This is a genomic window from Pontibacter korlensis (assembly GCF_000973725.1).
Lineage (GTDB): Bacteria > Bacteroidota > Bacteroidia > Cytophagales > Hymenobacteraceae > Pontibacter > Pontibacter korlensis.
The window spans coordinates 1,238,541-1,258,842 of record NZ_CP009621.1 but is presented as its reverse complement, the minus strand read 5'-3'; the positions used below and the strand labels follow the sequence as shown (position 1 = coordinate 1,258,842).

The 20,302-nt window shown below is 48.1% G+C and carries 22 protein-coding genes and 1 tRNA gene; 15 read left to right on the top strand and 8 right to left on the bottom strand.

Going from position 1 to position 20,302, the window contains the following annotated elements; all coding sequences use genetic code 11:
- Positions 1–80: 80 nt before the first annotated feature.
- Positions 81–1,055, bottom strand: coding sequence for an NAD-dependent epimerase/dehydratase family protein (locus PKOR_RS05260; RefSeq protein WP_046309535.1), 975 nt, complete (start codon positions 1,053–1,055; stop codon positions 81–83).
- A 390-nt stretch (positions 1,056–1,445) separates the two neighbouring features.
- Between PKOR_RS05260 and PKOR_RS05255 the strand changes: the two genes are divergently transcribed.
- From PKOR_RS05255 to PKOR_RS05240, 4 genes are all read left to right on the top strand, one after another.
- On the top strand, positions 1,446–2,576 hold the full coding sequence (locus PKOR_RS05255; protein WP_046309534.1) for a hypothetical protein: 1,131 nt from the start codon (positions 1,446–1,448) through the stop codon (positions 2,574–2,576).
- 52 nt (positions 2,577–2,628) lie between these two features.
- Complete coding sequence (kbl, locus tag PKOR_RS05250; RefSeq protein WP_046309533.1) at positions 2,629–3,825, top strand: glycine C-acetyltransferase; 1,197 nt, start codon at positions 2,629–2,631, stop codon at positions 3,823–3,825.
- 94 nt (positions 3,826–3,919) lie between these two features.
- Positions 3,920–4,207: a hypothetical protein gene (locus PKOR_RS05245; protein ID WP_046309532.1), complete on the top strand. Its 288-nt coding sequence runs from the start codon at positions 3,920–3,922 to the stop codon at positions 4,205–4,207.
- 3 nt (positions 4,208–4,210) lie between these two features.
- Complete coding sequence (locus PKOR_RS05240; RefSeq protein ID WP_046309531.1) at positions 4,211–4,417, top strand: PLDc N-terminal domain-containing protein; 207 nt, start codon at positions 4,211–4,213, stop codon at positions 4,415–4,417.
- A 186-nt stretch (positions 4,418–4,603) separates the two neighbouring features.
- On the opposite strand, the gene cdaA is transcribed toward PKOR_RS05240, so the two are convergent.
- Positions 4,604–5,449, bottom strand: a complete 846-nt coding sequence (gene cdaA, locus PKOR_RS05235) for a diadenylate cyclase CdaA (RefSeq protein WP_046309530.1) — start codon at positions 5,447–5,449, stop codon at positions 4,604–4,606.
- Positions 5,446–6,312: a dihydropteroate synthase gene (gene folP, locus PKOR_RS05230; protein ID WP_046309529.1), complete on the bottom strand. Its 867-nt coding sequence runs from the start codon at positions 6,310–6,312 to the stop codon at positions 5,446–5,448. The genes cdaA and folP overlap by 4 nt, the downstream gene beginning before the upstream one ends.
- A gap of 35 nt (positions 6,313–6,347) precedes the next feature.
- On the opposite strand from folP, the gene PKOR_RS05225 reads away from it, so the two are divergent.
- From PKOR_RS05225 to PKOR_RS05210, 4 genes are all read left to right on the top strand, one after another.
- Positions 6,348–6,896, top strand: a complete 549-nt coding sequence (locus PKOR_RS05225) for a DUF1599 domain-containing protein (RefSeq protein ID WP_046314109.1) — start codon at positions 6,348–6,350, stop codon at positions 6,894–6,896.
- A 49-nt stretch (positions 6,897–6,945) separates the two neighbouring features.
- Positions 6,946–8,049 carry a BT_3928 family protein gene (locus tag PKOR_RS05220; protein ID WP_046309528.1) on the top strand — a complete coding sequence of 368 codons (1,104 nt, stop codon included), beginning with the start codon at positions 6,946–6,948 and terminating at the stop codon, positions 8,047–8,049.
- A gap of 30 nt (positions 8,050–8,079) precedes the next feature.
- On the top strand, positions 8,080–8,586 hold the full coding sequence (locus tag PKOR_RS05215) for a shikimate kinase (protein WP_046314107.1): 507 nt from the start codon (positions 8,080–8,082) through the stop codon (positions 8,584–8,586).
- A 102-nt stretch (positions 8,587–8,688) separates the two neighbouring features.
- Entirely contained in the window at positions 8,689–9,297 is a 609-nt protein-coding gene (locus tag PKOR_RS05210; protein WP_046309527.1) for a sterol desaturase family protein, read from the top strand.
- Positions 9,298–9,352: 55 nt separating this feature from the next.
- Here PKOR_RS05210 and PKOR_RS24980 read toward each other — a convergent pair whose 3' ends face one another.
- Complete coding sequence (locus PKOR_RS24980; RefSeq protein ID WP_158453740.1) at positions 9,353–9,523, bottom strand: hypothetical protein; 171 nt, start codon at positions 9,521–9,523, stop codon at positions 9,353–9,355.
- A 382-nt stretch (positions 9,524–9,905) separates the two neighbouring features.
- Between PKOR_RS24980 and PKOR_RS05200 the strand changes: the two genes are divergently transcribed.
- On the top strand, positions 9,906–10,871 hold the full coding sequence (locus tag PKOR_RS05200; protein WP_046309525.1) for a TIGR03885 family FMN-dependent LLM class oxidoreductase: 966 nt from the start codon (positions 9,906–9,908) through the stop codon (positions 10,869–10,871).
- Between the two features lie 142 nt (positions 10,872–11,013).
- Here the strand turns inward: PKOR_RS05200 and PKOR_RS05195 are convergent.
- The 4 genes from PKOR_RS05195 to pheS all read right to left on the bottom strand — a co-directional run bounded on the left by PKOR_RS05195 (position 11,014) and on the right by pheS (position 13,611).
- A tRNA-Asn gene (locus tag PKOR_RS05195) sits at positions 11,014–11,087 on the bottom strand.
- A gap of 133 nt (positions 11,088–11,220) precedes the next feature.
- On the bottom strand, positions 11,221–11,640 hold the full coding sequence (locus tag PKOR_RS05190) for a Rieske (2Fe-2S) protein (RefSeq protein WP_046309524.1): 420 nt from the start codon (positions 11,638–11,640) through the stop codon (positions 11,221–11,223).
- Complete coding sequence (locus tag PKOR_RS05185; protein ID WP_046309523.1) at positions 11,633–12,490, bottom strand: 3-hydroxyacyl-CoA dehydrogenase family protein; 858 nt, start codon at positions 12,488–12,490, stop codon at positions 11,633–11,635. The genes PKOR_RS05190 and PKOR_RS05185 overlap by 8 nt, the downstream gene beginning before the upstream one ends.
- Positions 12,491–12,585: 95 nt before the next feature.
- Positions 12,586–13,611: a phenylalanine--tRNA ligase subunit alpha gene (gene pheS, locus PKOR_RS05180; protein ID WP_046309522.1), complete on the bottom strand. Its 1,026-nt coding sequence runs from the start codon at positions 13,609–13,611 to the stop codon at positions 12,586–12,588.
- Between the two features lie 582 nt (positions 13,612–14,193).
- Between pheS and PKOR_RS05175 the strand changes: the two genes are divergently transcribed.
- The 6 genes from PKOR_RS05175 to PKOR_RS05150 all read left to right on the top strand — a co-directional run bounded on the left by PKOR_RS05175 (position 14,194) and on the right by PKOR_RS05150 (position 20,289).
- Positions 14,194–15,027 carry a LiaF transmembrane domain-containing protein gene (locus PKOR_RS05175; protein WP_052738725.1) on the top strand — a complete coding sequence of 278 codons (834 nt, stop codon included), beginning with the start codon at positions 14,194–14,196 and terminating at the stop codon, positions 15,025–15,027.
- A gap of 13 nt (positions 15,028–15,040) precedes the next feature.
- Positions 15,041–16,066 (top strand): sensor histidine kinase, encoded by a 1,026-nt coding sequence (locus PKOR_RS05170; RefSeq protein WP_046309521.1) that lies wholly within the window; start codon positions 15,041–15,043, stop codon positions 16,064–16,066.
- Positions 16,063–16,806 carry a LytR/AlgR family response regulator transcription factor gene (locus tag PKOR_RS05165; RefSeq protein ID WP_046309520.1) on the top strand — a complete coding sequence of 248 codons (744 nt, stop codon included), beginning with the start codon at positions 16,063–16,065 and terminating at the stop codon, positions 16,804–16,806. The genes PKOR_RS05170 and PKOR_RS05165 overlap by 4 nt, the downstream gene beginning before the upstream one ends.
- A gap of 269 nt (positions 16,807–17,075) precedes the next feature.
- Positions 17,076–17,708 carry a TetR/AcrR family transcriptional regulator gene (locus PKOR_RS05160; protein ID WP_046309519.1) on the top strand — a complete coding sequence of 211 codons (633 nt, stop codon included), beginning with the start codon at positions 17,076–17,078 and terminating at the stop codon, positions 17,706–17,708.
- 27 nt (positions 17,709–17,735) lie between these two features.
- Positions 17,736–19,106, top strand: a complete 1,371-nt coding sequence (locus PKOR_RS05155) for a TolC family protein (protein ID WP_052738724.1) — start codon at positions 17,736–17,738, stop codon at positions 19,104–19,106.
- A 31-nt stretch (positions 19,107–19,137) separates the two neighbouring features.
- Complete coding sequence (locus PKOR_RS05150) at positions 19,138–20,289, top strand: efflux RND transporter periplasmic adaptor subunit (protein WP_046309518.1); 1,152 nt, start codon at positions 19,138–19,140, stop codon at positions 20,287–20,289.
- The last annotated feature ends 13 nt before the right edge of the window (positions 20,290–20,302 follow it).

Below are 20,302 nucleotides of genomic sequence, written 5' to 3'. Positions count from 1 at the left end.
CTACAAATGCCTGGTAAGGGTTAGGGCAAAAGGAAAGGCAATGCTTCCGCATCGCCTCTCCTAGTAATTATTAGTTGCGACTAAACCGCGTGTTCCTCTTTCATCTTTTTAAGGTTCACCAGCATGTCTTCTGTCATAACGTCCAGGTTATACTTTGGATCCCAGCCCCAGTCCTGCCTTGCAGCGCTGTCGTCTATACTTTGTGGCCACGAGTCAGCTATTTGCTGGCGCGAATCCGGCTTATATACTATCTCAAAATCAGGAATGTGTTTCTGTATAGAAGCGGCAACTTCTTTAGGCGAGAAGCTCATGGCGCTGAGATTATAGGAGTCACGCACCTTAATCTGCTCTGCTGGGGCATGCATCAGGTCAATGGTAGCCTTCAGGGCATCCGGCATGTACATCATTGGCAGGTAGGTGTCCTCGCTCAGGAAACATTCAAAAGTCTCGCCTTCCAATGCCTTGTGGTAAATGTCTACGGCATAATCCGTAGTGCCGCCGCCTGGCAGAGCTTTATAACCAATCAGGCCCGGGTAACGAAGGCTGCGCACATCCAGTCCATACTTCTGGAAGTAGTACTCGCACCAACGCTCACCAGCCTGCTTGCTGATGCCATACACAGTGTTAGGATCCATGATGGTTTGCTGTGGCGTATTCTGGCGCGGTGTGCTCGGGCCAAAACAAGCTATGGAGCTAGGCCAGTACACGCGACCTACCTTATGCTCGAGGGCCAGGTCCAGCACATTGAACAGGCCATCCATGTTCAGCTTCCAGGCAAACTTAGGGTTCTTCTCACCAGTTGCCGACAGCACGGCTGCCAAGTGATATATCTGCTTGAATTTATATTTAGAGTACATCTCGGCCAGCACGTTTGTGTCCAACACATCCACTTTCTCAAAAGGTCCTGAGTCGCGCAGGTCGGCTTGCTTAGGCGGGGCAATATCTGCCGCCACCACGTTTGCCTCACCGTATATACTGCGCAGTTCCATTGTTAGCTCAGAACCCAACTGCCCGCAGGCACCAATCACCAATACCGTGTCACTTGTGTTTGCCATAACGTAAAAAGTAATCTTTGCACAAAGTAACCGAATTAGGTGCAATCCAAAAAATATACTTCGGGAGAAGGTGGGGGGCAGGAGGGGGAAAGGAATTGGTTAGTTGGTGCAAAAAGAGAAGAAGCCGCTTCCCTAGGGTCCGCGGCCTCTCATCAACCTAATCTAACTAACCTTTACTTTCACCTTGCATCAAAGGTAAGGTGGCTTTTAGCTTAGGAAAAGAGGGAAGAATAGATTTGATGATTAGTTAATATAGGTAAACTAAGGATAACCTGCGCCGGACGTGCCAGTCGGTTTTTCTTATATTTGTAGGGACGCCGGCACTAACAAGCGATTTGGTAGCCTATTTAAGGCTGAAAACGTAACTTGCGGCATGAAGGCTTGCACAGCATGACATTTGAGGAGTACCTGATAAAGAAACGAATAGACAAGGCGGCTTTTGAGGCGGCTGAGCCGGCGCGTTTTGCGGCGTGGCAGGAGATGTATGCCCAAATGCACCCCAATAGTTTTCTGGTGCAGGTGAAGATGGTGATAAACGATATTCGCCTGCGCTATCATTTGGCGGAGGAGGATGTTCCGAAGCCGGCAGCAGCTCCTGCGGCGGCTCCGCGACCTGCTGCCAGAAGAGCCACGATTGCCAAACCGGCTACTGCAGAAGAGACTGGTGTGGGCACTGAGGAAAGTGCGCCTAAGCCAAGGCCGGTAGTACGTCGCCCTGCCGCTATGCAAAAGGCCGCAGAGGGTGAGGCTGCTGAAAAGCCCGTTGCCTCAGAGTCGACCGGAGAAGAGGCCAAACCAGTTGCGCGGCCAAGGCCAGTGGTAAAACGCCCTGTTATACCTAAGCCAGCGGCAGAGGGAACAGCGGAGAAAGCAGAAGGCGCTGAAGAGCCTAAACCAGCTGCACGTCCTCGGCCGGTCATCAAGCGCCCGGCAGCGTTACAAAGACCTTCGCCAGAACAGGGTACTTCATCTCCGGAAGAAAGTATAAAGCCTGCTACGGAAGGAGATCAACCGGCTAAACCAGCCAGACCAAGACCCGTTATCAAGCGTCCGGCGGCGCTGCAGATTCCTAAGCCTGAAGAAGAGCAGCCACAGCAGCCTTCTATACCTGGAAGCCAGGAAGCGGAGGATGCCCCGAAGGCACCAAGACCAAGGCCGGTAATAAAACGGCCTGTGGCACTGCAGAAGCCCAAAGAGGAACAGCCTACTGAGGAACAGAAGCAAGAAAAACAGGAGGAGGTAGCTCAGGCACCTGTACCTCCTGCTGAAGAAAAACCAAAACCGGCGCGTCCGAGACCTGTTATCAAACGGCCTGTAGCTCTGCAAAAGCCCCCTACTGAGGAGCCGAAGCAACAGGAGCAAAGCGACAACCTGTCTCAAGCTGAGCCACAGCAGCCGCAGGAGTCAGCCAGACCAGAAATACAGGAAGAGCAGTCAAATCTGAAGCCGCCAAGGCCTAGGCCAATAATGCGCAGGCCACCACCAAAAACTGACGCAGGTGGCGAAAGGGCAGGAGAGTAAGTAGTGCCGAATAAAAAGCAAGAAACGAGCAACGTATAACGAGAAATTACCTATGTACGAAACGTTAAAACCAGATTTAGAACAGCAGCTTGTCGAGATAAAAGAGGCAGGTTTGTATAAGCAGGAGCGCATTATCACCACGCCGCAGGGCGCTGATATTGATACTACACAGATGCAGCATGTACTGAACTTCTGTGCCAACAACTACCTTGGCCTATCAGCGCACCCGAAAGTAATTGAGGCTGCCAAAGCAGCCATTGAAACCCATGGCTATGGTATGAGCTCTGTACGCTTTATCTGTGGCACTCAAGATATCCATAAAGAGCTGGAGCGCAAGATTTCTGAGTTTTTGGGCACAGAGGATACTATTCTGTATGCTGCAGCATTTGATGCTAATGGTGGCGTGTTTGAACCACTTTTTGATGCAGAGTCGGCTATTATCTCGGACGCTCTGAACCATGCTTCCATTATTGATGGTGTTCGTCTGTGCAAGGCGCAACGTTTCCGTTACGAGCACAACAATATGGCTGACCTGGAGGCGAAGCTGCAGGAGGCTGTTAACGCCAATACAAAGCACCGTATTATAGTTACGGATGGCTCCTTCTCAATGGACGGTACAATTGCCCAACTAGACAAAATTGTGGAACTGGCCGACAAGTATAAGGCATTGGTTATGGTGGATGATTCTCACTCTACCGGTTTCATGGGTAAGACAGGCCGTGGGGTGCACGAGTACCACAACGTGATGGGCAAAATTGATATCATCACAGGCACACTTGGTAAGGCCCTTGGCGGTGCGATGGGTGGTTTTACCTCCGGCCATAAAGAAATTATTGATATGCTGCGCCAGCGTTCGCGCCCGTATCTGTTCTCTAACTCACTGGCGCCATCTATTGTAGGTGCCTCTATAGCAGTTTTGGATACGTTGAGCGCTACAACGGAGCTACGCGACAAACTGGAGTGGAACACCAAGTACTTCCGTGAGCAGATCACAGCGGCTGGTTTCGACATAAAGCCAGGCGACCATCCGATTGTGCCAGTAATGCTGTACGATGCCCCACTGGCGCAGGAATTTGCCGCCCACATGTTGGACAGAGGTATTTACGTAATTGGTTTCTACTATCCAGTGGTGCCGAAAGGCCAGGCACGTATCCGTGTGCAGTTATCTGCCGTGCACGACAAAGAGCACATCGACAAGTGTATTGCTGCCTTCGTGGAGGTAGGAAAAGAGCTTGGTGTGCTGAAATAAAGTATAAATCAATGCTGAAACATAGAAAAGCCACTCCTGCTATGGGAGTGGCTTTGTTTTTTTATAACTTGTATCAAACTCAGGACACAGAAGTATGAACTACATCAAGATAAAGCCGGGGCAGGTACTGTTAGGTACAGTGTTGTCGTGGATGGTGATTTCGTTTCTGGCTTATACTACTGCGGATATGCGCGGCGAGGCTGATATCATGTACACGCTGCTGCAGATAACATTCTACTTCTCGCTATTGCTGTCGGTAGAGGCGTATTTGAGCATGCTGCTGAACCCGCAGTGGACGCGCGTGCATTTTGGCACTATTCTGCTGCTGATTGCACCTGCACTGCTGTACCTGATGTGGTTTGTAAGCGAAACATTATTTTAGGCCATGGAGCTGCTCGCACGTAATCCTGTTATCTTTCTACTAGTATCGCTCAACTACCTGCTGGTGGCAGTGGCGCTCATTCACCTCATCTTTAAGTCTGATTATCCTGTTGGTTCGCGCCTCATCTGGATGGCCATACTATGGGTTGTGCCCGCACTGGGTATCGCAGCCTATTGGCTGGTATGGTACAGGCGGGAAGGACGCTTATAAAGCCTTTTTGAGATAGGGAGTTTTGGAGTTAAAGAGGAGCTTTCTGAAGTCATAATTTGCTATTCCGGACTTCCTTCTCTGGAATTACTCTGCTGCAGACCTCCAGATCCCCAGATTGCAAAACTGTACCAACTGTCCTCCTTACCCAATCAGGGGAAACCAATAAGTTTTCAGAGAACAGCCCTTCTAGGCAGCGCTAACCGATTTCTCGGAAGTGGCAGATGCGGCAGCCGGTTTCTGATCTGTGTCGAACAGGAACTGGTTTAGCTTAACGCGCAGGTCAGCAGAGGAAAGGTTGCGGTATGCTTCCCCGTTACGTACCAAGGCAATCTGTCCCGTCTCCTCCGACACTACCAGCACAATACTGTCTGTGATCTCAGTAAGGCCAATGGCAGCCCTGTGGCGCAAACCCATAGAGGCTGGAATCTCCTGGTTCTCTGAAACGGGAAGAATACAGCGAGCAGCCTTGATGCGGTTTCCGGAGATAATTACAGCACCATCGTGCAGCGGGCTATGCTTATTAAAGATAGACATGAGCAGGCGCTTAGAGATCACTGCATCAATCAAGTCGCCTGATTCGGCATAATATTTCAGCTCCGAGCTTTTGGCAAACACAATAAGTGCTCCTGTATTCTTGCCAGCCAGTGATTTGGCAGCCTCGATAAAAGGTGTCAGGCTCAGCTTTTCGCTTTGTTCACGGCGCCATGGAAAGCCCCAGAAGCGGTCGTGGTTAAGAGAGGTGGTTTTACCGATCAGCAGCAGGAAACGCCGGATCTCAGGTTGGAAGAGTATGATGGCAGCCAGCACACCTACTCCCATAAACTGGCCAAGTATAATACTCAGCAACTCCATGCCTGCCGCGCGTACCACCAGGTACAGCAGGTAGATGGAAAGCAGCCCAAGGAAGATCTTTAGCGCAACGCTGCCTGTCAGAAGCTTGTACAACTGATACAGTAGCACCGTTACGAGCAGGATATCAATGATATCGAGCAGTTCAATCTCTAAAAAGCCTATGCTGAATAAAAAAATCAAAGTTTTGTTCTCTCTAAAAGTATAACGGTTTGCTTAGCTTCTTTTACGTCGTGCACCCGCAAAATGTCGGCACCTTTCATCAACGCCACAGTGTTAACAGCTATTGTGCCAGTAAGTGCATCAGCCTGATCGATGTCCAACGACTTGTATACCATGGATTTGCGCGAAAGCCCAGCCAGTACAGGTAGGCCGAAGATACGGAAATCATCCAAATGGCGCAGTAGTTCAAAATTATGTTCCACGGTTTTGGCAAACCCAAAGCCGGGATCCAGAATAACATCCTTCGCTCCGAGCTGTTGCAGCTTAGCTAATTGTACCTGCAGCTCATCCAGAACATCAACCACTAAATTATTATACTTTGCTAAGCTTGTCATGGTTTGCGGTGTACCCCGCATATGCATCAGTATGTATGGCACCTGCAGCCGTGCCACGGTCTCGAACATGGCCTCATCCAGAAGGCCACCCCCGATGTCATTTATGATGGCGGCACCAGCAGCTACACTTGCTTCTGCCACATCAGCCCTAAAAGTATCTACGGAGATAACAGCCTCCGGGAAGTGCTGAAGTATGGCCTCTATAGCCGGTATAATACGGTCCTGTTCCTCCTGTAGTGAAATATCCGTGGCCCCGGGGCGGGTGCTGTAGCCGCCAATATCCAATATATCAGCACCGTCAGCCAACATTTTTTCGGCTTTGCGCACAGCTTCATCGGCAGAACTCAGGCGGCTGCCCGGATAGAAAGAATCGGGGGTAAGGTTAAGTATGCCCATTACCAGCGGCACCTCCAGAGATAGGAGCTTTCCACGGCAGTTTAGTGTGGATTTTTTCTTAAAAAGCGTATCTTTCGCTTCCAATGTTGGCATGTGCGTCAATTATTTTTAAAATTAAATCTAAAAAGTTGATTAGTCAAACACTGCAGGAATATAATCAGGTAGTACAGCGCTGCAAAGATACCTTCGTGAAGAAGACAAGGGATTATGGCACCGCCTGGCGTGTGCTGCGGCTGCCATCCATCACGGATCAGATCTTTATCAAGGCCCAGCGCATCCGCTCCATTCAGGAGAAGGGTAAGCAACTGGTGGAGGACGATATCAACGGCGAGTTTGTAGGCATTATCAACTACTGTGTGATTGCCTTAATGCAGCTGAACCTGCCTGCTGATGCGCCTATGAGTCTTTCAGCAGAGGAGGTGGAGCGGCAGTATACCTTTCATATCGAGGAGAATATCAAGCTGCTGAACGCTAAGAACCACGACTATGGCGAGGCTTGGCGCGATATGCGCGTGAGCTCCATCACCGATATTATCCTGATGAAACTCTACCGCACTAAGCAGATTGAAGATAACGAAGGACAAACGCTGATCTCAGAAGGTGTAGAGGCTAATTACCGCGACATGATCAATTACGCTGTATTTGCGCTTATCAAGTCTGATTTTGCTAAAGCCTAATTCAACTTTCTAATTCTCTAACTTTTTAACTCTTTAACTTTTAAGGTTGATGAAGTTTATAAGTAAATTTTTCTGGCTTTTTGTGGGGGTGCTGTTCATCTTCTCAGGCCTGATCAAAATTAACGATCCTGTTGGCACGGCTATAAAGCTGGAGGAGTACTTTGAGGTATTCTCCACAGACATTGCTCCGTTCTTCAAGAACCTGGAGCCTTACTCGCTGTTCCTGTCCATATTTTTAAGTGCTGCCGAAATTGTGCTGGGCGTGGCATTATTGGTGCGATACCAGCTGAAGGCAGTGCTGTGGCTGCTGCTGATCATGATCATGTTCTTTACCTTTCTCACGTTCTACTCAGCCTACTTTAATAAAGTGACCGACTGCGGCTGCTTTGGGGATGCTATCAAACTAACGCCGTGGGAATCGTTTACCAAAGATGTGGTGTTGTTAGTGATGATCCTGGTGTTGCTGTTTACACAGAAATATCTGCCACCAATTATGCGCACTTCCTCCGGGGCCATTATTACCATTATAACAGCGGCTTTGTCGGTAGTAGTAGGTTGGTATGCTTACGAGCACCTGCCTTACATCGACTTCCGTGCTTATAAGGTGGGCAACAACATACCTGAACTCATGAAGCCTTCTGCTCCCCTGCGGTACAAGTACGTGATGACCAAAGGTGGCGAGGAGCACGAGTTTGAAGAATACCCAATGGATACCACCTACACTTTTAAGGAGATGTTGGCGGTAAACCCTGAGGATGGTCCGAAGGTTACCGATTTTAATGTGTGGAATGACGAGGGGGACCATACCCAGGAAGTGCTGAGCGGGAACAAGTTGCTGATCCTGGTGCAGAATGTACTAAAGGCCGACCAACAGAACTTTGAAAGTATAAATGAGCTGGTAAAAGCTGCCGAGACGGCTGGCATTACCCCTTTAGTTATTACCAGCAGTAGCTCACAAGACTTTGGGGCGTTCCGCCACGAAGTAAACCTGGCTGCGCCTTACTATTTCGGCGATGGTACTGTGCTCAAGACTATCATCCGCTCTAATCCAGGATTAGTGCTGTTGCAAGATGGTGTTGTGAAAGGCAAGTGGCACCACAACGACACACCGGATATTGAGGAGGTGAAAGAAGCACTGGCAGAGGAGGAATAAGGCTCCCGATCGTAATCTTGTATGTTGGCAATGCGGATTTTTCTGGTAGGCATGATGGGCAGTGGCAAAACCACCTTGGGGCGGCAACTGGCGCAGTGGCTTAACTATGCGTTTGTTGACTTGGATGAACATATTGTACAACAGCAGGGGCAAAGTATAGCCCAAATTTTTGAACAGCAGGGGCAAGAGTATTTCCGTAAGTTAGAGCGGCAGGCACTGGAGGAACTGGTGCAAAAGTATGAGCGGGTCGTTATTTCTACAGGTGGCGGAGCTCCATGCTTCTTTGATAATATTTATTTTATCAACCTCCACGGTGAGAGTTTTTTCCTGGATGTGCCGGTAGAAGAGTTGGTGCAGAGATTGTTAACCCAAGGGCAGGAGGAACGACCGCTATTAGCTGGTAAGAATATAGCTGAATTAAAATCTTATTTAACTGAAACATTAACCTACCGCAGGCAGTTTTACGAACGCGCAAAGCATACTATATCAGAAAACAGCTTGAGCCCGGAAAGCATTTTAAGCTTGCTCAACTTATAGCAACCACCCCTCGTTATACGTAAGACGATTTAATGCTAAAAGTGGCTTGGCTATAAAATTTAAGTAGTTTTGCAGCGTTAAAGTTTTCAGCAAAGTCTAACTATGAAACCTAATCACAAAGGAAGCGCACAGCTCTTTAAGAACCCCGTTCTGGAGAAGATGTCTAGAACGCACATCGCCCTGCCTATATCTATCTTCTTGATCATAGCCGTTGGGCTGATATATTACGGTATTGCCTATAGCTTTATCAGCATATTAGAGGCTATCGGCTTTTTCTTTCTGGGATGGTTTATCTTTACTTTGATAGAGTATTTGGCCCACCGCTATGTATTCCATATGGATACTGATACTCCGCTTAAAGCACGTATGCAGTACCTGTTCCATGGTAATCATCATGAGTTCCCGAAAGACAAAAAGCGCTTGGCTATGCCGCCCGTGGTAAGTATACTGTATGCTTCTGCGTTCTTCTTCATCTTTAAAGTTGTCTTCGGGACGTTTGTATTTGGAGTGGTAGCTGGCGTGCTATTTGGCTATGCTATGTACTTACTGGTGCACTATGTAGTGCACGCGTACCCACCACCAAAGAACTTCCTGAAGCAGCTTTGGATACACCATAGTATTCATCATTACAAAGATCCAGAGGTTGCTTATGGCGTGTCTTCCCCGCTTTGGGACTATATTTTAGGCACGATGCCGAAACGATCGAAGTAATAGAACAATAAAGAAAAGGAGCCTCTAAGGCTCCTTTTTTTATGCTTATGATTCTCTATCTCCTAAACTTTCGGAATAGCCAGGAAACTAGCAGCACAATCAGTACGATGATGATTAGGGCTGTCCACATTCCTGCCTCAAAGATGTCTCCTATCAGCTCACAGCTACTCATTGTAAAAGTTAGTAGCATGAGCAATGCTAATACGTATGGTTTTATGTTTTTCATAGTTTTATGCATAATGTTATACACTAACCTATAATAAGTATGGCAATAGTATAGGCAGTGCAGAATATGATAATATTGCCATTCATAACTACTGTGATGGCAATAAAAAGGTTAGTAACTCCCCTGATTTGTATATCGGCATGAGGGCTAGTCGCGCTGTGGCAATAGCCGATGTTCTAAATCCAGGGTGTAAAGGCATGTCTTGTGAGGAGGCATTAAGATGCCTCCTTGCCCGGCCGAAACTGATAGAGTTGATATCCGTTACCACCAATACTAAAGTAACAAGGGCTTAAAATTAGTAGCCTTAGCTACAGCTGACTATCCACCTGTAAGTTAAAGTGGGCTTCTAAAGATCTATGGCACTACATAATAACACAGCATAATGGTAAGCATAGGATATCATATTTCGCACGAGCAGTTTCCGCCAAGTCAGCTGCTTCAGCTGGCTAAGAGAGCTGAAGAGGCAGGATTTCAGTTTTGCGTTTCGTCCGACCACTTTCATCCTTGGAGTGAAAACCAGGGCGAATCAGGTTTTGCCTGGTCGTGGTTGGGAGCAGCCATGGCACAAACTTCCATAGACTACAGTGTAGTGAACAGCCCTACCCATCGCTACCATCCTGCTATTATAGCGCAGGCGGCAGCTACACTAGATGAGATGTTTCCGGGTAGATTCTGGATATCGGTAGGTAGCGGGCAGGCGCTTAATGAGGCAATAACAGGTGAACATTGGCCTGCAAAGCCAGAGCGAAACGAGAGACTGAAGGAAAGCGTGGATATTATGCGAGCCCTGTGGAGCGGTGAAACAGTAACACACAATGGTTTGATAAAAGTAGAAAAAGCCACGTTATATACCCGCCCAAAAGTGAAAGTTCCTGTCTTTGGAGCGGCTATCACCCCGGAAACAGCTGGCTGGCTGGCGGGGTGGGCTGACGGCCTGATTACAACCTCACAGCCTATAGAGAAGCTTGAAAAAGTTGTTGAGGCCTGGAAATCGAACGGTGGAGAAAATAAACCAATGGTTCTGAAGATTCAGCTTTCTTACGATAAGACCGATGAGGCTGCACGTGAGGGTGCGCATGAGCAGTGGAAAACGAACATCTTCGAGAGTGATATGCTGGCTGAGCTAAGAGTGCCAAAACAATTTGATCAGGCTGCGCAATTTGTAAAGCCGGACGAAATGGATGGAGGTGTCAATATTTCCAGTGATCCTGAAAAGCACATTGAGTGGCTGGAACAGTACATTGAACTGGGATTCTGTAAACTGGACCTGCACAACGTTAACAAAGAGCAGGAGCAATTTATACGGGTGTTTGGAGAGAAGGTGCTACCGCATTTCCAAGGGAGGTAGTAAATGCACTTGGAAAGCATTTGGGTACAATGACTCAGGTAAACTTTGTATCCCGATAGCTTATTGCCTGTGCTGTTTATGCAAAGGGTGTCTAAATGAAAAAAGCCACTTAACGAGTTGACTCGTTAAGTGGCTTTTTTAGCTCCCCCTCCTGGGCTCGAACCAGGGACCCCCTGATTAACAGTCAGGTGCTCTAACCAACTGAGCTAAGGAGGAATCTTATGTTATCTTCGGCGACTTTCTCGCCGTTTGATGATGCAATATTACGGCGGCTTAGCTTAATACGCAAGTGTAGTCCTAAAAAAAACTTAAAAACAAGTATAATTTACTGTAAATCAACCTGAAAATTTTAATTAGAAATATAAAGGGTAGACGCTACCAATGAGGTTCTGTACTGACGGAGGCTCTGAATGGCTGGGCCGCCAATTACCTGACCCTGTAAGTTAAACTGCGACCCGCAGCAAGGATCCACGATATACAGCCGCGATTGGTCTACCTCTAGCTTGCACGAGTTGGTAGGGTCGAAGGGGCAGGCACGCTCAAAGGCAAGAAAAACACTAGCGCTCTGGCGTACTACAATTATACCTTTATACCCTTCCGGCAGGTAGGCATACCCTCCATCCTGGCGCAGTTCTGGGTAAAGCTGGCTGTTGATGTTAAGCTGAGCGTCTACAGGAACATTAGGTATAATAGGGCTGTTGCTGCTGTCTTTGCAAGAGCTTATAAGCAGAACTAACAGCGGCAGAAAGATTGCCCAAAGTCTATTCATAAGTATAAAAACCCTTGCCTGATTTGCGCCCTTGGTGTCCTGCATCCACTTTTTGTTGCTGTATGCGGCTAGGCCTGAATTTTGGATCATAATGAAAAGCCTCGAACATGGAGGTGGTTACTGAATAATTAGTATCAACACCAATCAAATCCATGAGTTCAAAAGGCCCCATCTTAAAGCCACTGGCCTGCATTAGCTTATCGATGGTTTCTACGTCAGCTACACCTTCTTCTAAAAGCTTTAGTCCTTCCACATAAAAATGACGAGCAACCCTGTTAACAATAAACCCGGGAGAGTCTTTAGCCATAACGGCTGTTTTGCCTAGCTTCTCAGCTAGCTCCTTTATAATTTGAGCTGTGGCAGGATCAGTTGCAGCACCTGAGATAACTTCTACCAGCTTCATGATGTGTGCCGGGTTAAAGAAGTGCATGCCTACCACGCGCTCCGGGTTCGGTACAGCTGCAGCAATTTGTGTGATCGGGATGGAGGAGGTGTTGGAGGCAAGTATAGTGTCGGGTGTGTTAATGCTGGCCAGCTCTTGAAATATACTCTGCTTTACCTCCAGGCGCTCTACTACAGCCTCTATAATCACATCGCAGCTCAGTTGTAGTGTGTCGCTGGTGAAGGTAAGGTTATGTAGAGCCGTCTCTTTGTCGGTTTCGGTCAGCTTGCCCCGCTCAATTCCCTTGTTCAGGTTTTTGATGGTAATTTGCTCTGCCTTATCCAGCACTTGTGCATTGATATCAAAGAGGATAGTTTTATATCCGGCCTGTGCACAGATCTGAGCAATGCCCTGCCCCATGGTACCAGCACCTACTACACCTATGGTTTTGATTTCCTCTAACCTCATGTTTCTGCTATTGGTTATAAAAAAGATGAGTGAACATCTTGCTATACTTGTACGGCAAAATGCTCACTCATCCATTTACTCCATGATTTAATCTTTTAGATCACGCCTTCGAACTGGCGCAGGAAGCGTACATCGTTTTCGGTGAAAAGGCGCAGGTCCTTTATCTGGTACTTCAGCATAGTAATACGCTCTATACCCATACCAAAAGCAAAGCCAGAGTATACTTCAGGATCAATGCCGGAACTTTGCAACACGGCAGGATCCACCATGCCTGAGCCGCCTATCTCTACCCATCCGCTGCCTTTACAAATGTTGCAGCCCTCACCTTTACAGATGAAGCAGGTAATATCTATCTCAGCGCTTGGCTCCGTGAATGGGAAGAATGAAGGACGGAAACGAATTTGCGTGTCCTGACCGAACATCTCTTTGGCAAAGTAATAAAGAGTTTCTTTCAGGTCTTTAAAGCTTACGCCTTTGTTTACATACAGGCCCTCCACCTGGTGGAATACCATGTGCGCACGCGCCGAAATAGCCTCGTTACGATACACACGGCCCGGCATAATGCTGCGGAGCGGCGGTTGGTTATTCTCCATAAGGCGCACCTGAACGGTAGAAGTGTGTGTACGAAGCAGCTTCTCTTTATCCTCGCTCAGGAAGAAAGTATCCTGCATCTCACGCGCTGGGTGGTTCTCTGGGAAGTTCAGGGCTGAGAAGTTATGCCAATCATCTTCCATCTCAGGTCCTTCGGCTACGTTAAAGCCGATGCGCTCAAAAATACGGACGATCTCCTGGCGCACCAGCGAGAGCGGGTGGCGTGTACCCAGTGTGTTTGGTATAGTTGGTAGTGTAAAGTCAAATCCAGTGTCAGCGTTACTGTCGGCGGCATTAGCTAACTGCTCCTGTGCCTGATCAAAACGCTCCTGTGCACGGTTCTTCAGGGTATTTAGCTGCTGGCCCACCTCACGGCGCTGCTCTGGAACAACTTCCTTCAGGTTGTTAAACAGGTCAGCTATGCGGCCCTTGCGGCCTATATAAGCAATGCGGAATTGCTCCAGCTCGGCAGCATTGGTAAGTGGTGCTGCTTCTATCTCTTGTGCTACTTGTTGTATGTTCTCCACCATAATATGCAAAGATAATAATTTGGCGCGTTCTGCCTCTAGTTAGGTAATTCTGTGTTGGTACGCAAGTAGGGGGAGAGGGTATAGGATAGGTGCAAGAGAGAGAAGTGCAGACAAATAGTATGGTGCTTTTCAGGCTACGTCAATTAACTTCTGCTTAACTGTTCCAGCTGACCATTCGTCTGGCCGGCTGGGCTACCTCTTGCTGATCGAAGAAAAAGATTTCCCAGTTTTTCCGGGAGGAGCCTTGTGAGATCCGGTGCCGCGCGAGAGGCCGCGCCTTGGCGCAGGAGGGAACACAGCGCCGAGTGGGAAAACGAGTCCTCGCGGACTTGGAGCGCACAAGCAGTAGCTATAGAACTAGCCGCCAGTGGGGCCGTGGATGAACGATCGTTACACTAGCTTAACGATACTCACCATCAGTGCATACCACCGTGTCGGTAAATTGCAGAAGCACTATATACTTCGTAGCTTACCGACAAATTTCCGCAGCTTACCGACTTCTCTCCAATGCTTGCCTATTGCCTGTAGACGAGCGGGTTTGTATACAGTACCTTTACAACAGAAACTTAAAGAAAAGGAACTATGGAAAACAGAAATCAAACTCCGAACGACAACTACGGTGACAACTGGCAAAGCCCACGCCGAGGTACCGGTGGCAAAGTGATAGCAGGCTTGCTCCTGATAACAGTAGGTCTAGTCATACTTGCGGCCAAGCTTAACATCTTCTTTTTGCCTTACTGGGTTTTCTCATGGCAAATGCTCCTGATTGTACTCGGTCTCTTTGTAGGTTTCCGCCACAGCTTCAGAAAGTCCAGCTGGCTGGTTCTGGTGCTAATTGGTTCAGTCTTTCTGATAAACGACCTAGTGGAAGGCTTTAACCTGCGCTTTTACTTTTGGCCCATTATGCTGATAGGCATTGGCCTTTGGGTGATGCTAAAGCCGCGTGCCCGTTACGAGCGCCGCTTTAATCCTGCTCCAGGCAGGGGAGGCGCAGGGCCAACGTATCAGAATTACAGCAACGGTACTGGTACAGGCGCTCCGGAAGCAGATACTTATACAAACAGCACTTACTCTTCCGAGGATGTTGTGGATGCTACTGCCATACTAGGTGGAATCAAGAAAAACATCATCTCTAAGAATTTTAAAGGAGGCGAAGTGGTGAGTGTATTTGGTGGTAACGAACTTAACCTTAGCCAAGCGGATATGCAGCATCCTGCTGTATTGGAAACTACCCAAATATTTGGAGGTACTACGCTGGTAGTGCCACCGCACTGGCTGGTAAAGTCAGAAGTGGTAGCCATACTTGGCGGCTTCGACGATAAACGTCCCATAATGCCTGGTGGCTATGATCCCAACAAAGTACTTATACTGAAGGGTACTTCAGTCTTTGGCGGTCTTCAGGTTAAAAGCTACTAAAGTTTAAAAGCACATGTCTCCGAGCCGCGTTATACTTGCTTACCTTGTATGGGCGCTGTTGTGGGCAGCGGTGCAGGCAGTGTTGTTATGGTGGATTGGTTTTAGCCTGTACGTAGCGGCAACTGATGCACTGCTAACTAACCTGTTGCTTACAGCCGGAGGCTATGCTATGGGTACAGGTCTGCGCTACTACCAGCCAAGTATAAAAGAGGCCGCTTACTTATTGGGCTGGAGCATGGGGTTGGCAGCCGTGAGCACAGCGCTTTTTTACTGGGTTACTAGTAGGGTTTTCGCAGGTGATGTAGTATACCTCGATTTTGTTGATGCCACCTTGCCTGTAAGGTTCGTATTTACCTGGCTCTTGGTACTGCTACTGCTGCTGCTTAGCTGGTTCTGGTTCTATACTTTAGAACGGCAACAAGATGAGCAACGCCGTGCCACTGCTGAGAAGTTAGCACGTGAAGCGGAACTGCATACTTTGCGCCAACAACTGCAGCCCCATTTCCTGTTTAACAGCCTTAACTCTATTAGCGCACTGGTGGTAGCAAGGCCGGAGCAGGCGCGAAGAATGATACAGCAGCTTTCCGACTTTCTGCGTGGCACATTGCGCAAAGACAATCAGCAGCAAGTAAGCCTGGCAGATGAGCTAAAGCACCTGGAGCTCTACCTGGAGATCGAAAAAGTACGTTTCGGGCATCGCCTGCAAACTGCCATTGAAGTACAAAATGAAACGATGAACATGCACCTGCCAGCCTTGCTGCTGCAGCCAGTAGTGGAGAATGCTATCAAGTTTGGCCTTTACGATACTGTGGGCGATACGGTGATCAACATTAAGGCCACTATACAGGACCACCATTTGCTGTTGCAGGTGCAAAACCCTTACGACCCTATTACTGCGCGCCCGCAGCATGGCACCGGCTTCGGCCTTAGCTCAGTGCAGCGCCGCCTGTACCTGCTCTATGCCCGGCAGGATTTGCTTCAGACAAAGCAAGAGGAGAACCAATTTATTACCAGCATCAAAATTCCGCAAAAACTATGATCAAGTGTTTAGTAATAGATGATGAGCCCCTGGCCCGAAGTATTGTGACGGAATATTTGCAACGCCATCCTGAGATAAAAGTAGCCCAGGAGTGTGGTGATGGTTTCGAAGGGGTGAAGGCTATCATGCAGCATCAGCCTGATCTAATCTTTCTGGACATACAGATGCCCAAGATTAACGGGTTCGAAATGCTGGAGCTGGTGGAACAGGCGCCGGGCGTTATTTTCACTACAGCTTTTGATGAATATGCTCTAAAGGCTTTCGAGGCCAATGCTGTAGACTACCTGCTCAAGCCTTTCAGCCAGGAGCGCTTTGATGCTGCTATAAAAAAGTGGCTGGAGAAGAGAAATATAAGCTCTGCCGAAAACAAAGCCGCTGACCTGAATGAAGTACCTGCCAAGCAGCCTGAAGAGCAACTGCGTATTGTGGTAAAAGCTGCCAACGATATCCGCATAATACCGGTAAGGGATGTGCTGTACCTGGAGGCTTATGACGATTATGTAAAGGTGCATACTGCTGAGGGCCTCTTCCTGAAAAAGAAAACCATGAGCTACTATGAGCGTGTGTTGGACTCAAAACAATTTGTACGTGTGCACCGATCCTATATAATACCTCTCTCCCAACTCACCCGCATAGAACCGCTGGAAAAAGATACCCATGTGGCCCTGCTAAAGAATGGGGTACGTGTGCCGTTAAGCCGAAGTGGCTATACAAAGCTGCGCGCTGTATTGGGTATATAGCAATCATATTTAAACGGCACTGTATTAGGAAACTAGCCTTGCTTGTTAGCCTGTGTTACTGGGTTTGCACGGGATGTGTATGTCCAAATATTATTGCTGTTCGTCGATTTTATAGTTGGCGTACAGACCTCATTATTGATGTGATTTAGCTGTATTTATTTGATATACAGTTTATTAACTTTTATTAGTAAAATTAAACGTAACCTTTGCATAATATAGGAAACTTTAGGAATGAAAAATGTTTCCATAGTTTTGTGCAGCAAAGTAATATGGAGACAATAGAGAGAAACGATATTAAAAACAAGATACTGCAGGCAGCTTTCAGTCTGTTCTGCCAGCGCGGTATCAAAAGTGTGTCAATGGATAACATTGCGCAGCATTTAGCGATGTCTAAAAAGACACTGTACAAGTGGTTTAAGAATAAAGACCAAGTGGTGTTTGAATCCACGGCAGGCTATCTGGCTACGGTGCAGAAGGACTGTAAAATGTTGATAGAAGGAACAGAGAACGCCATTGATGAGCTCTTCAAGATCATGGACCTCACCAAGCAGGTTTTCTCCATCATACACCCTTCCATTTTTCATGATTTGCAGAAGTATCATGGCGATAGCTGGGATCTGTGGGTGCAGCATAAACAAAAATTTATGCTGGGTAAGGTGAAGGAAAATATTGTGCGCGGCATAGGGGAAGGGCTCTACCGGAAAGACCTTGATGTGGAGATCATGGCCCGCATGCGCTTGGCAGTATTAGAGCTACCCTTCAATGCTGCTGTGTTTCCGCCCCACCAGTACAACATTAAGCAGGTGCAGTTGGCGGTACTGGAACATTACATGCTAGGCATGGCGACCCTTAAAGGTCATAAGCTGATCAATGAGTACAAGCAGGTAACCGAAGAAGAGTAATCACTACTACCACAAACAAATAAAACTATGAAAAAACAGATTAGCCTGATACTAGCCCTGCTGACGCTGCTTAGTACAAGCTACGGCCAGGGAGAGCAGGAACCAATGCGCCTGAGTCTGCAGGAAAGTATAAATTATGCTTTACAGCACAGGGCCAGTCTGCAGGCAACCCGGAACGAAGAACGGATTGCCAAGGCAAGGGTGGGCGAGATTCGCGCAACAGGGCTGCCACAGATAGATGCATCGCTGGAGGTTGGCGATAATTTTGTGCAACAGCAAAGCTTCCTGCCGGCAGAGTTCTTCCAGAATCCAGACGACCCCAACTCACCACCGCCAGGTACTTTTGTGCCAGTTACTTTTATTCCGGCCTATACTGGTAATGCCACCCTTACAGCCAGCCAGCTACTGTTCGACGGATCTTACCTGATAGGCCTGAAGGCTGCAAAAACCTATACAGACCTCTCCCGCAAAACCACTACCCAAAGCGAAATTGAGGTAGCTGAGCAAGTAAGCAAGGCTTATTATGGTGTGCTGGTCAATGGCGAGCGTACGGAGCTGCTCAGGCAAAATATTATTCGCCTCGACACGCTGTTGTACCAAACCCGTGTGATGTTTGAAAATGGCGTTGCCGAAAAGCTGGATGTGGATCGCCTGCGTGTGCAGCTCAATAACCTGAAAGTAGAACAACAGAAAACAGAGCGCCTGATGCAGCTAAGTGAAAATCTGCTCAAGTTCCAGATGGGGCTGGCACAAAACCAGCCCGTGCTGCTAACCGACAAGCTGGCTGAGGTAGACATAGATATGAGCCAGTTGCACCCTCAAAGCTTTAATTACAGCAGCCGCATAGAGTATTCTTTACTAGAGACACAACAAAGCCTGACCGAACTGGACCTGCGCAACCGTAAGTCAGGTTATCTTCCTAAGCTATACTTAAACGCGCGCTACGGTTACAATGCAGCTAGTAATGAGTTCAGGGATGTAACCAGGACAGGCAATTACCTGGAGTATGGTTATGTTGGCGGACAGCTAACGCTGCCAATATTTGACGGATTGCGCAAGCATTACCAGATACAGCAGGCTAAGATAACGGTGGAGAACACGAAGCTAGGCTTCGAGACGCTGCGCCAAAGTATAGACCTGGAGCTGAAACAAGCATCCACAGAACTTACCAATGCCCTGGATGTGCTGGACGCACAGCAGGAGAACCTTGAACTGGCACAGGAGATTGCCCGCGTAGCTAAGATCAAGTTTCAGGAGGGTGTAGGCACCAACCTAGAGGTAGTTACTGCCGAAACAGACCTGCGCGAGGCACAAACTAACTACTACGCGGCTATGTACGATGCCCTGATTGCCAAGGTAAACCTGGAGAAAGCCAGCGGTACATTACTCACAAAATAAAACTATCGAAAATCCAATCTATCTACTGAACATGAAACGATCTATAGAAATAGTATCTATGGTGCTGTTGCTAAGTCTGGCAGCCTGTAGCAGCGGAAACGACAAAGAGGCGCAGCTGGCAGAGCTTAAGGAGCAGCAGGCAAAGCTACAGGAGCAGATTGCTGAACTGGAGGCAGAGCTGAAAGCTGACGGCAAAGCTGTGGCCGCTGACTTAAAGACGGTGCCGGTGTCAGTTACTACGTTGCAGAAAGATACTTTCCGCCACTACTTGGAGGTGCAGGGCCGTGTGGATTTTACTCAAAACGTGATGGTAAGTCCTAAGGTGCCTGGTGTGCTGACAAGTATGCGCGTAGAGCGTGGTGACCGTGTATCTAAAGGGCAGACTATGGCCACTATTGATGCACAGGTGCTGGAGCAAAGTATAGCGGAAGTAAAAACCCGCCTCGATTTAGCCCGCATTGCCTATGAAAAGCAGAAAAACCTCTGGGACCAGAAAATAGGCACCGAAATGCAGTACCTGACTGCCAAAAACAACAAAGAAACATTGGAGCGCAACCTGGCAACCCTGCAGCAGCAACGCGAGCAATACAACATCAAAGCACCTATCAGTGGGGTGGTAGATGAGGTTATTCCGAATGCCGGTGAGGCGGTATCTCCGGGTATCGGTATCATAAGGGTGGTAAATCTGCAGGGCGGTAAGATAGTGGCGGAGGTATCGGAAGCCAATCAGGATAAAGTACGCGAAGGCAACCAGGCAGTAGTATACTTCCCGGACCTGAAGAAGGAAGTGGAGACTACTGTAGAGGTTGTTAGCAGCTTTATCGATCCAACCAGCCGCACTTTTACGGTAGAGCTTCGCCTGAACAACGGGCAGGACATTACTCTTCGCCCAAATATGGTGGCCGTAGTGCGCATTCAGGATTACCAAAACGAGGGTGTGCTTACGCTGCCTGTTAACCTGGTACAGAAAGATGAGAAATCAGCTTATGTATACGTGGCTCAAAAGCAGGGTAACCAATATATAGCGACACGAAAGGAGGTAGAGACGGGGCTAAGCTATGGCGGCAATATTGAGGTATTGGGCGGCCTATCTGCCGGTGATATGGTGATTACAGCAGGCTATCAGAGTGTAAACCAGGGGCAGCCCGTGGTATTTGCAGGAAACAGCCTGACAAAGAAGTAAGACCTAAAAGTAT

What these genes read in the sequence shown, in the direction of transcription:
- PKOR_RS05260 (WP_046309535.1), bottom strand. Translation starts at nt 1,055, where the DNA reads ATGGCAAACACAAGTGACACGGTATTGGTGATTGGTGCCTGCGGGCAG.
- PKOR_RS05255 (WP_046309534.1), top strand. Translation starts at nt 1,446, where the DNA reads ATGACATTTGAGGAGTACCTGATAAAGAAACGAATAGACAAGGCGGCT.
- kbl (WP_046309533.1), top strand. Translation starts at nt 2,629, where the DNA reads ATGTACGAAACGTTAAAACCAGATTTAGAACAGCAGCTTGTCGAGATA.
- PKOR_RS05245 (WP_046309532.1), top strand. Translation starts at nt 3,920, where the DNA reads ATGAACTACATCAAGATAAAGCCGGGGCAGGTACTGTTAGGTACAGTG.
- PKOR_RS05240 (WP_046309531.1), top strand. Translation starts at nt 4,211, where the DNA reads ATGGAGCTGCTCGCACGTAATCCTGTTATCTTTCTACTAGTATCGCTC.
- folP (WP_046309529.1), bottom strand. Translation starts at nt 6,312, where the DNA reads ATGCCAACATTGGAAGCGAAAGATACGCTTTTTAAGAAAAAATCCACA.
- PKOR_RS05220 (WP_046309528.1), top strand. Translation starts at nt 6,946, where the DNA reads ATGAAGTTTATAAGTAAATTTTTCTGGCTTTTTGTGGGGGTGCTGTTC.
- PKOR_RS05215 (WP_046314107.1), top strand. Translation starts at nt 8,080, where the DNA reads ATGCGGATTTTTCTGGTAGGCATGATGGGCAGTGGCAAAACCACCTTG.
- PKOR_RS05210 (WP_046309527.1), top strand. Translation starts at nt 8,689, where the DNA reads ATGAAACCTAATCACAAAGGAAGCGCACAGCTCTTTAAGAACCCCGTT.
- PKOR_RS24980 (WP_158453740.1), bottom strand. Translation starts at nt 9,523, where the DNA reads ATGAAAAACATAAAACCATACGTATTAGCATTGCTCATGCTACTAACT.
- PKOR_RS05200 (WP_046309525.1), top strand. Translation starts at nt 9,906, where the DNA reads ATGGTAAGCATAGGATATCATATTTCGCACGAGCAGTTTCCGCCAAGT.
- PKOR_RS05190 (WP_046309524.1), bottom strand. Translation starts at nt 11,640, where the DNA reads ATGAATAGACTTTGGGCAATCTTTCTGCCGCTGTTAGTTCTGCTTATA.
- PKOR_RS05185 (WP_046309523.1), bottom strand. Translation starts at nt 12,490, where the DNA reads ATGAGGTTAGAGGAAATCAAAACCATAGGTGTAGTAGGTGCTGGTACC.
- pheS (WP_046309522.1), bottom strand. Translation starts at nt 13,611, where the DNA reads ATGGTGGAGAACATACAACAAGTAGCACAAGAGATAGAAGCAGCACCA.
- PKOR_RS05175 (WP_052738725.1), top strand. Translation starts at nt 14,194, where the DNA reads ATGGAAAACAGAAATCAAACTCCGAACGACAACTACGGTGACAACTGG.
- PKOR_RS05170 (WP_046309521.1), top strand. Translation starts at nt 15,041, where the DNA reads ATGTCTCCGAGCCGCGTTATACTTGCTTACCTTGTATGGGCGCTGTTG.
- PKOR_RS05165 (WP_046309520.1), top strand. Translation starts at nt 16,063, where the DNA reads ATGATCAAGTGTTTAGTAATAGATGATGAGCCCCTGGCCCGAAGTATT.
- PKOR_RS05160 (WP_046309519.1), top strand. Translation starts at nt 17,076, where the DNA reads ATGGAGACAATAGAGAGAAACGATATTAAAAACAAGATACTGCAGGCA.
- PKOR_RS05155 (WP_052738724.1), top strand. Translation starts at nt 17,736, where the DNA reads ATGAAAAAACAGATTAGCCTGATACTAGCCCTGCTGACGCTGCTTAGT.
- PKOR_RS05150 (WP_046309518.1), top strand. Translation starts at nt 19,138, where the DNA reads ATGAAACGATCTATAGAAATAGTATCTATGGTGCTGTTGCTAAGTCTG.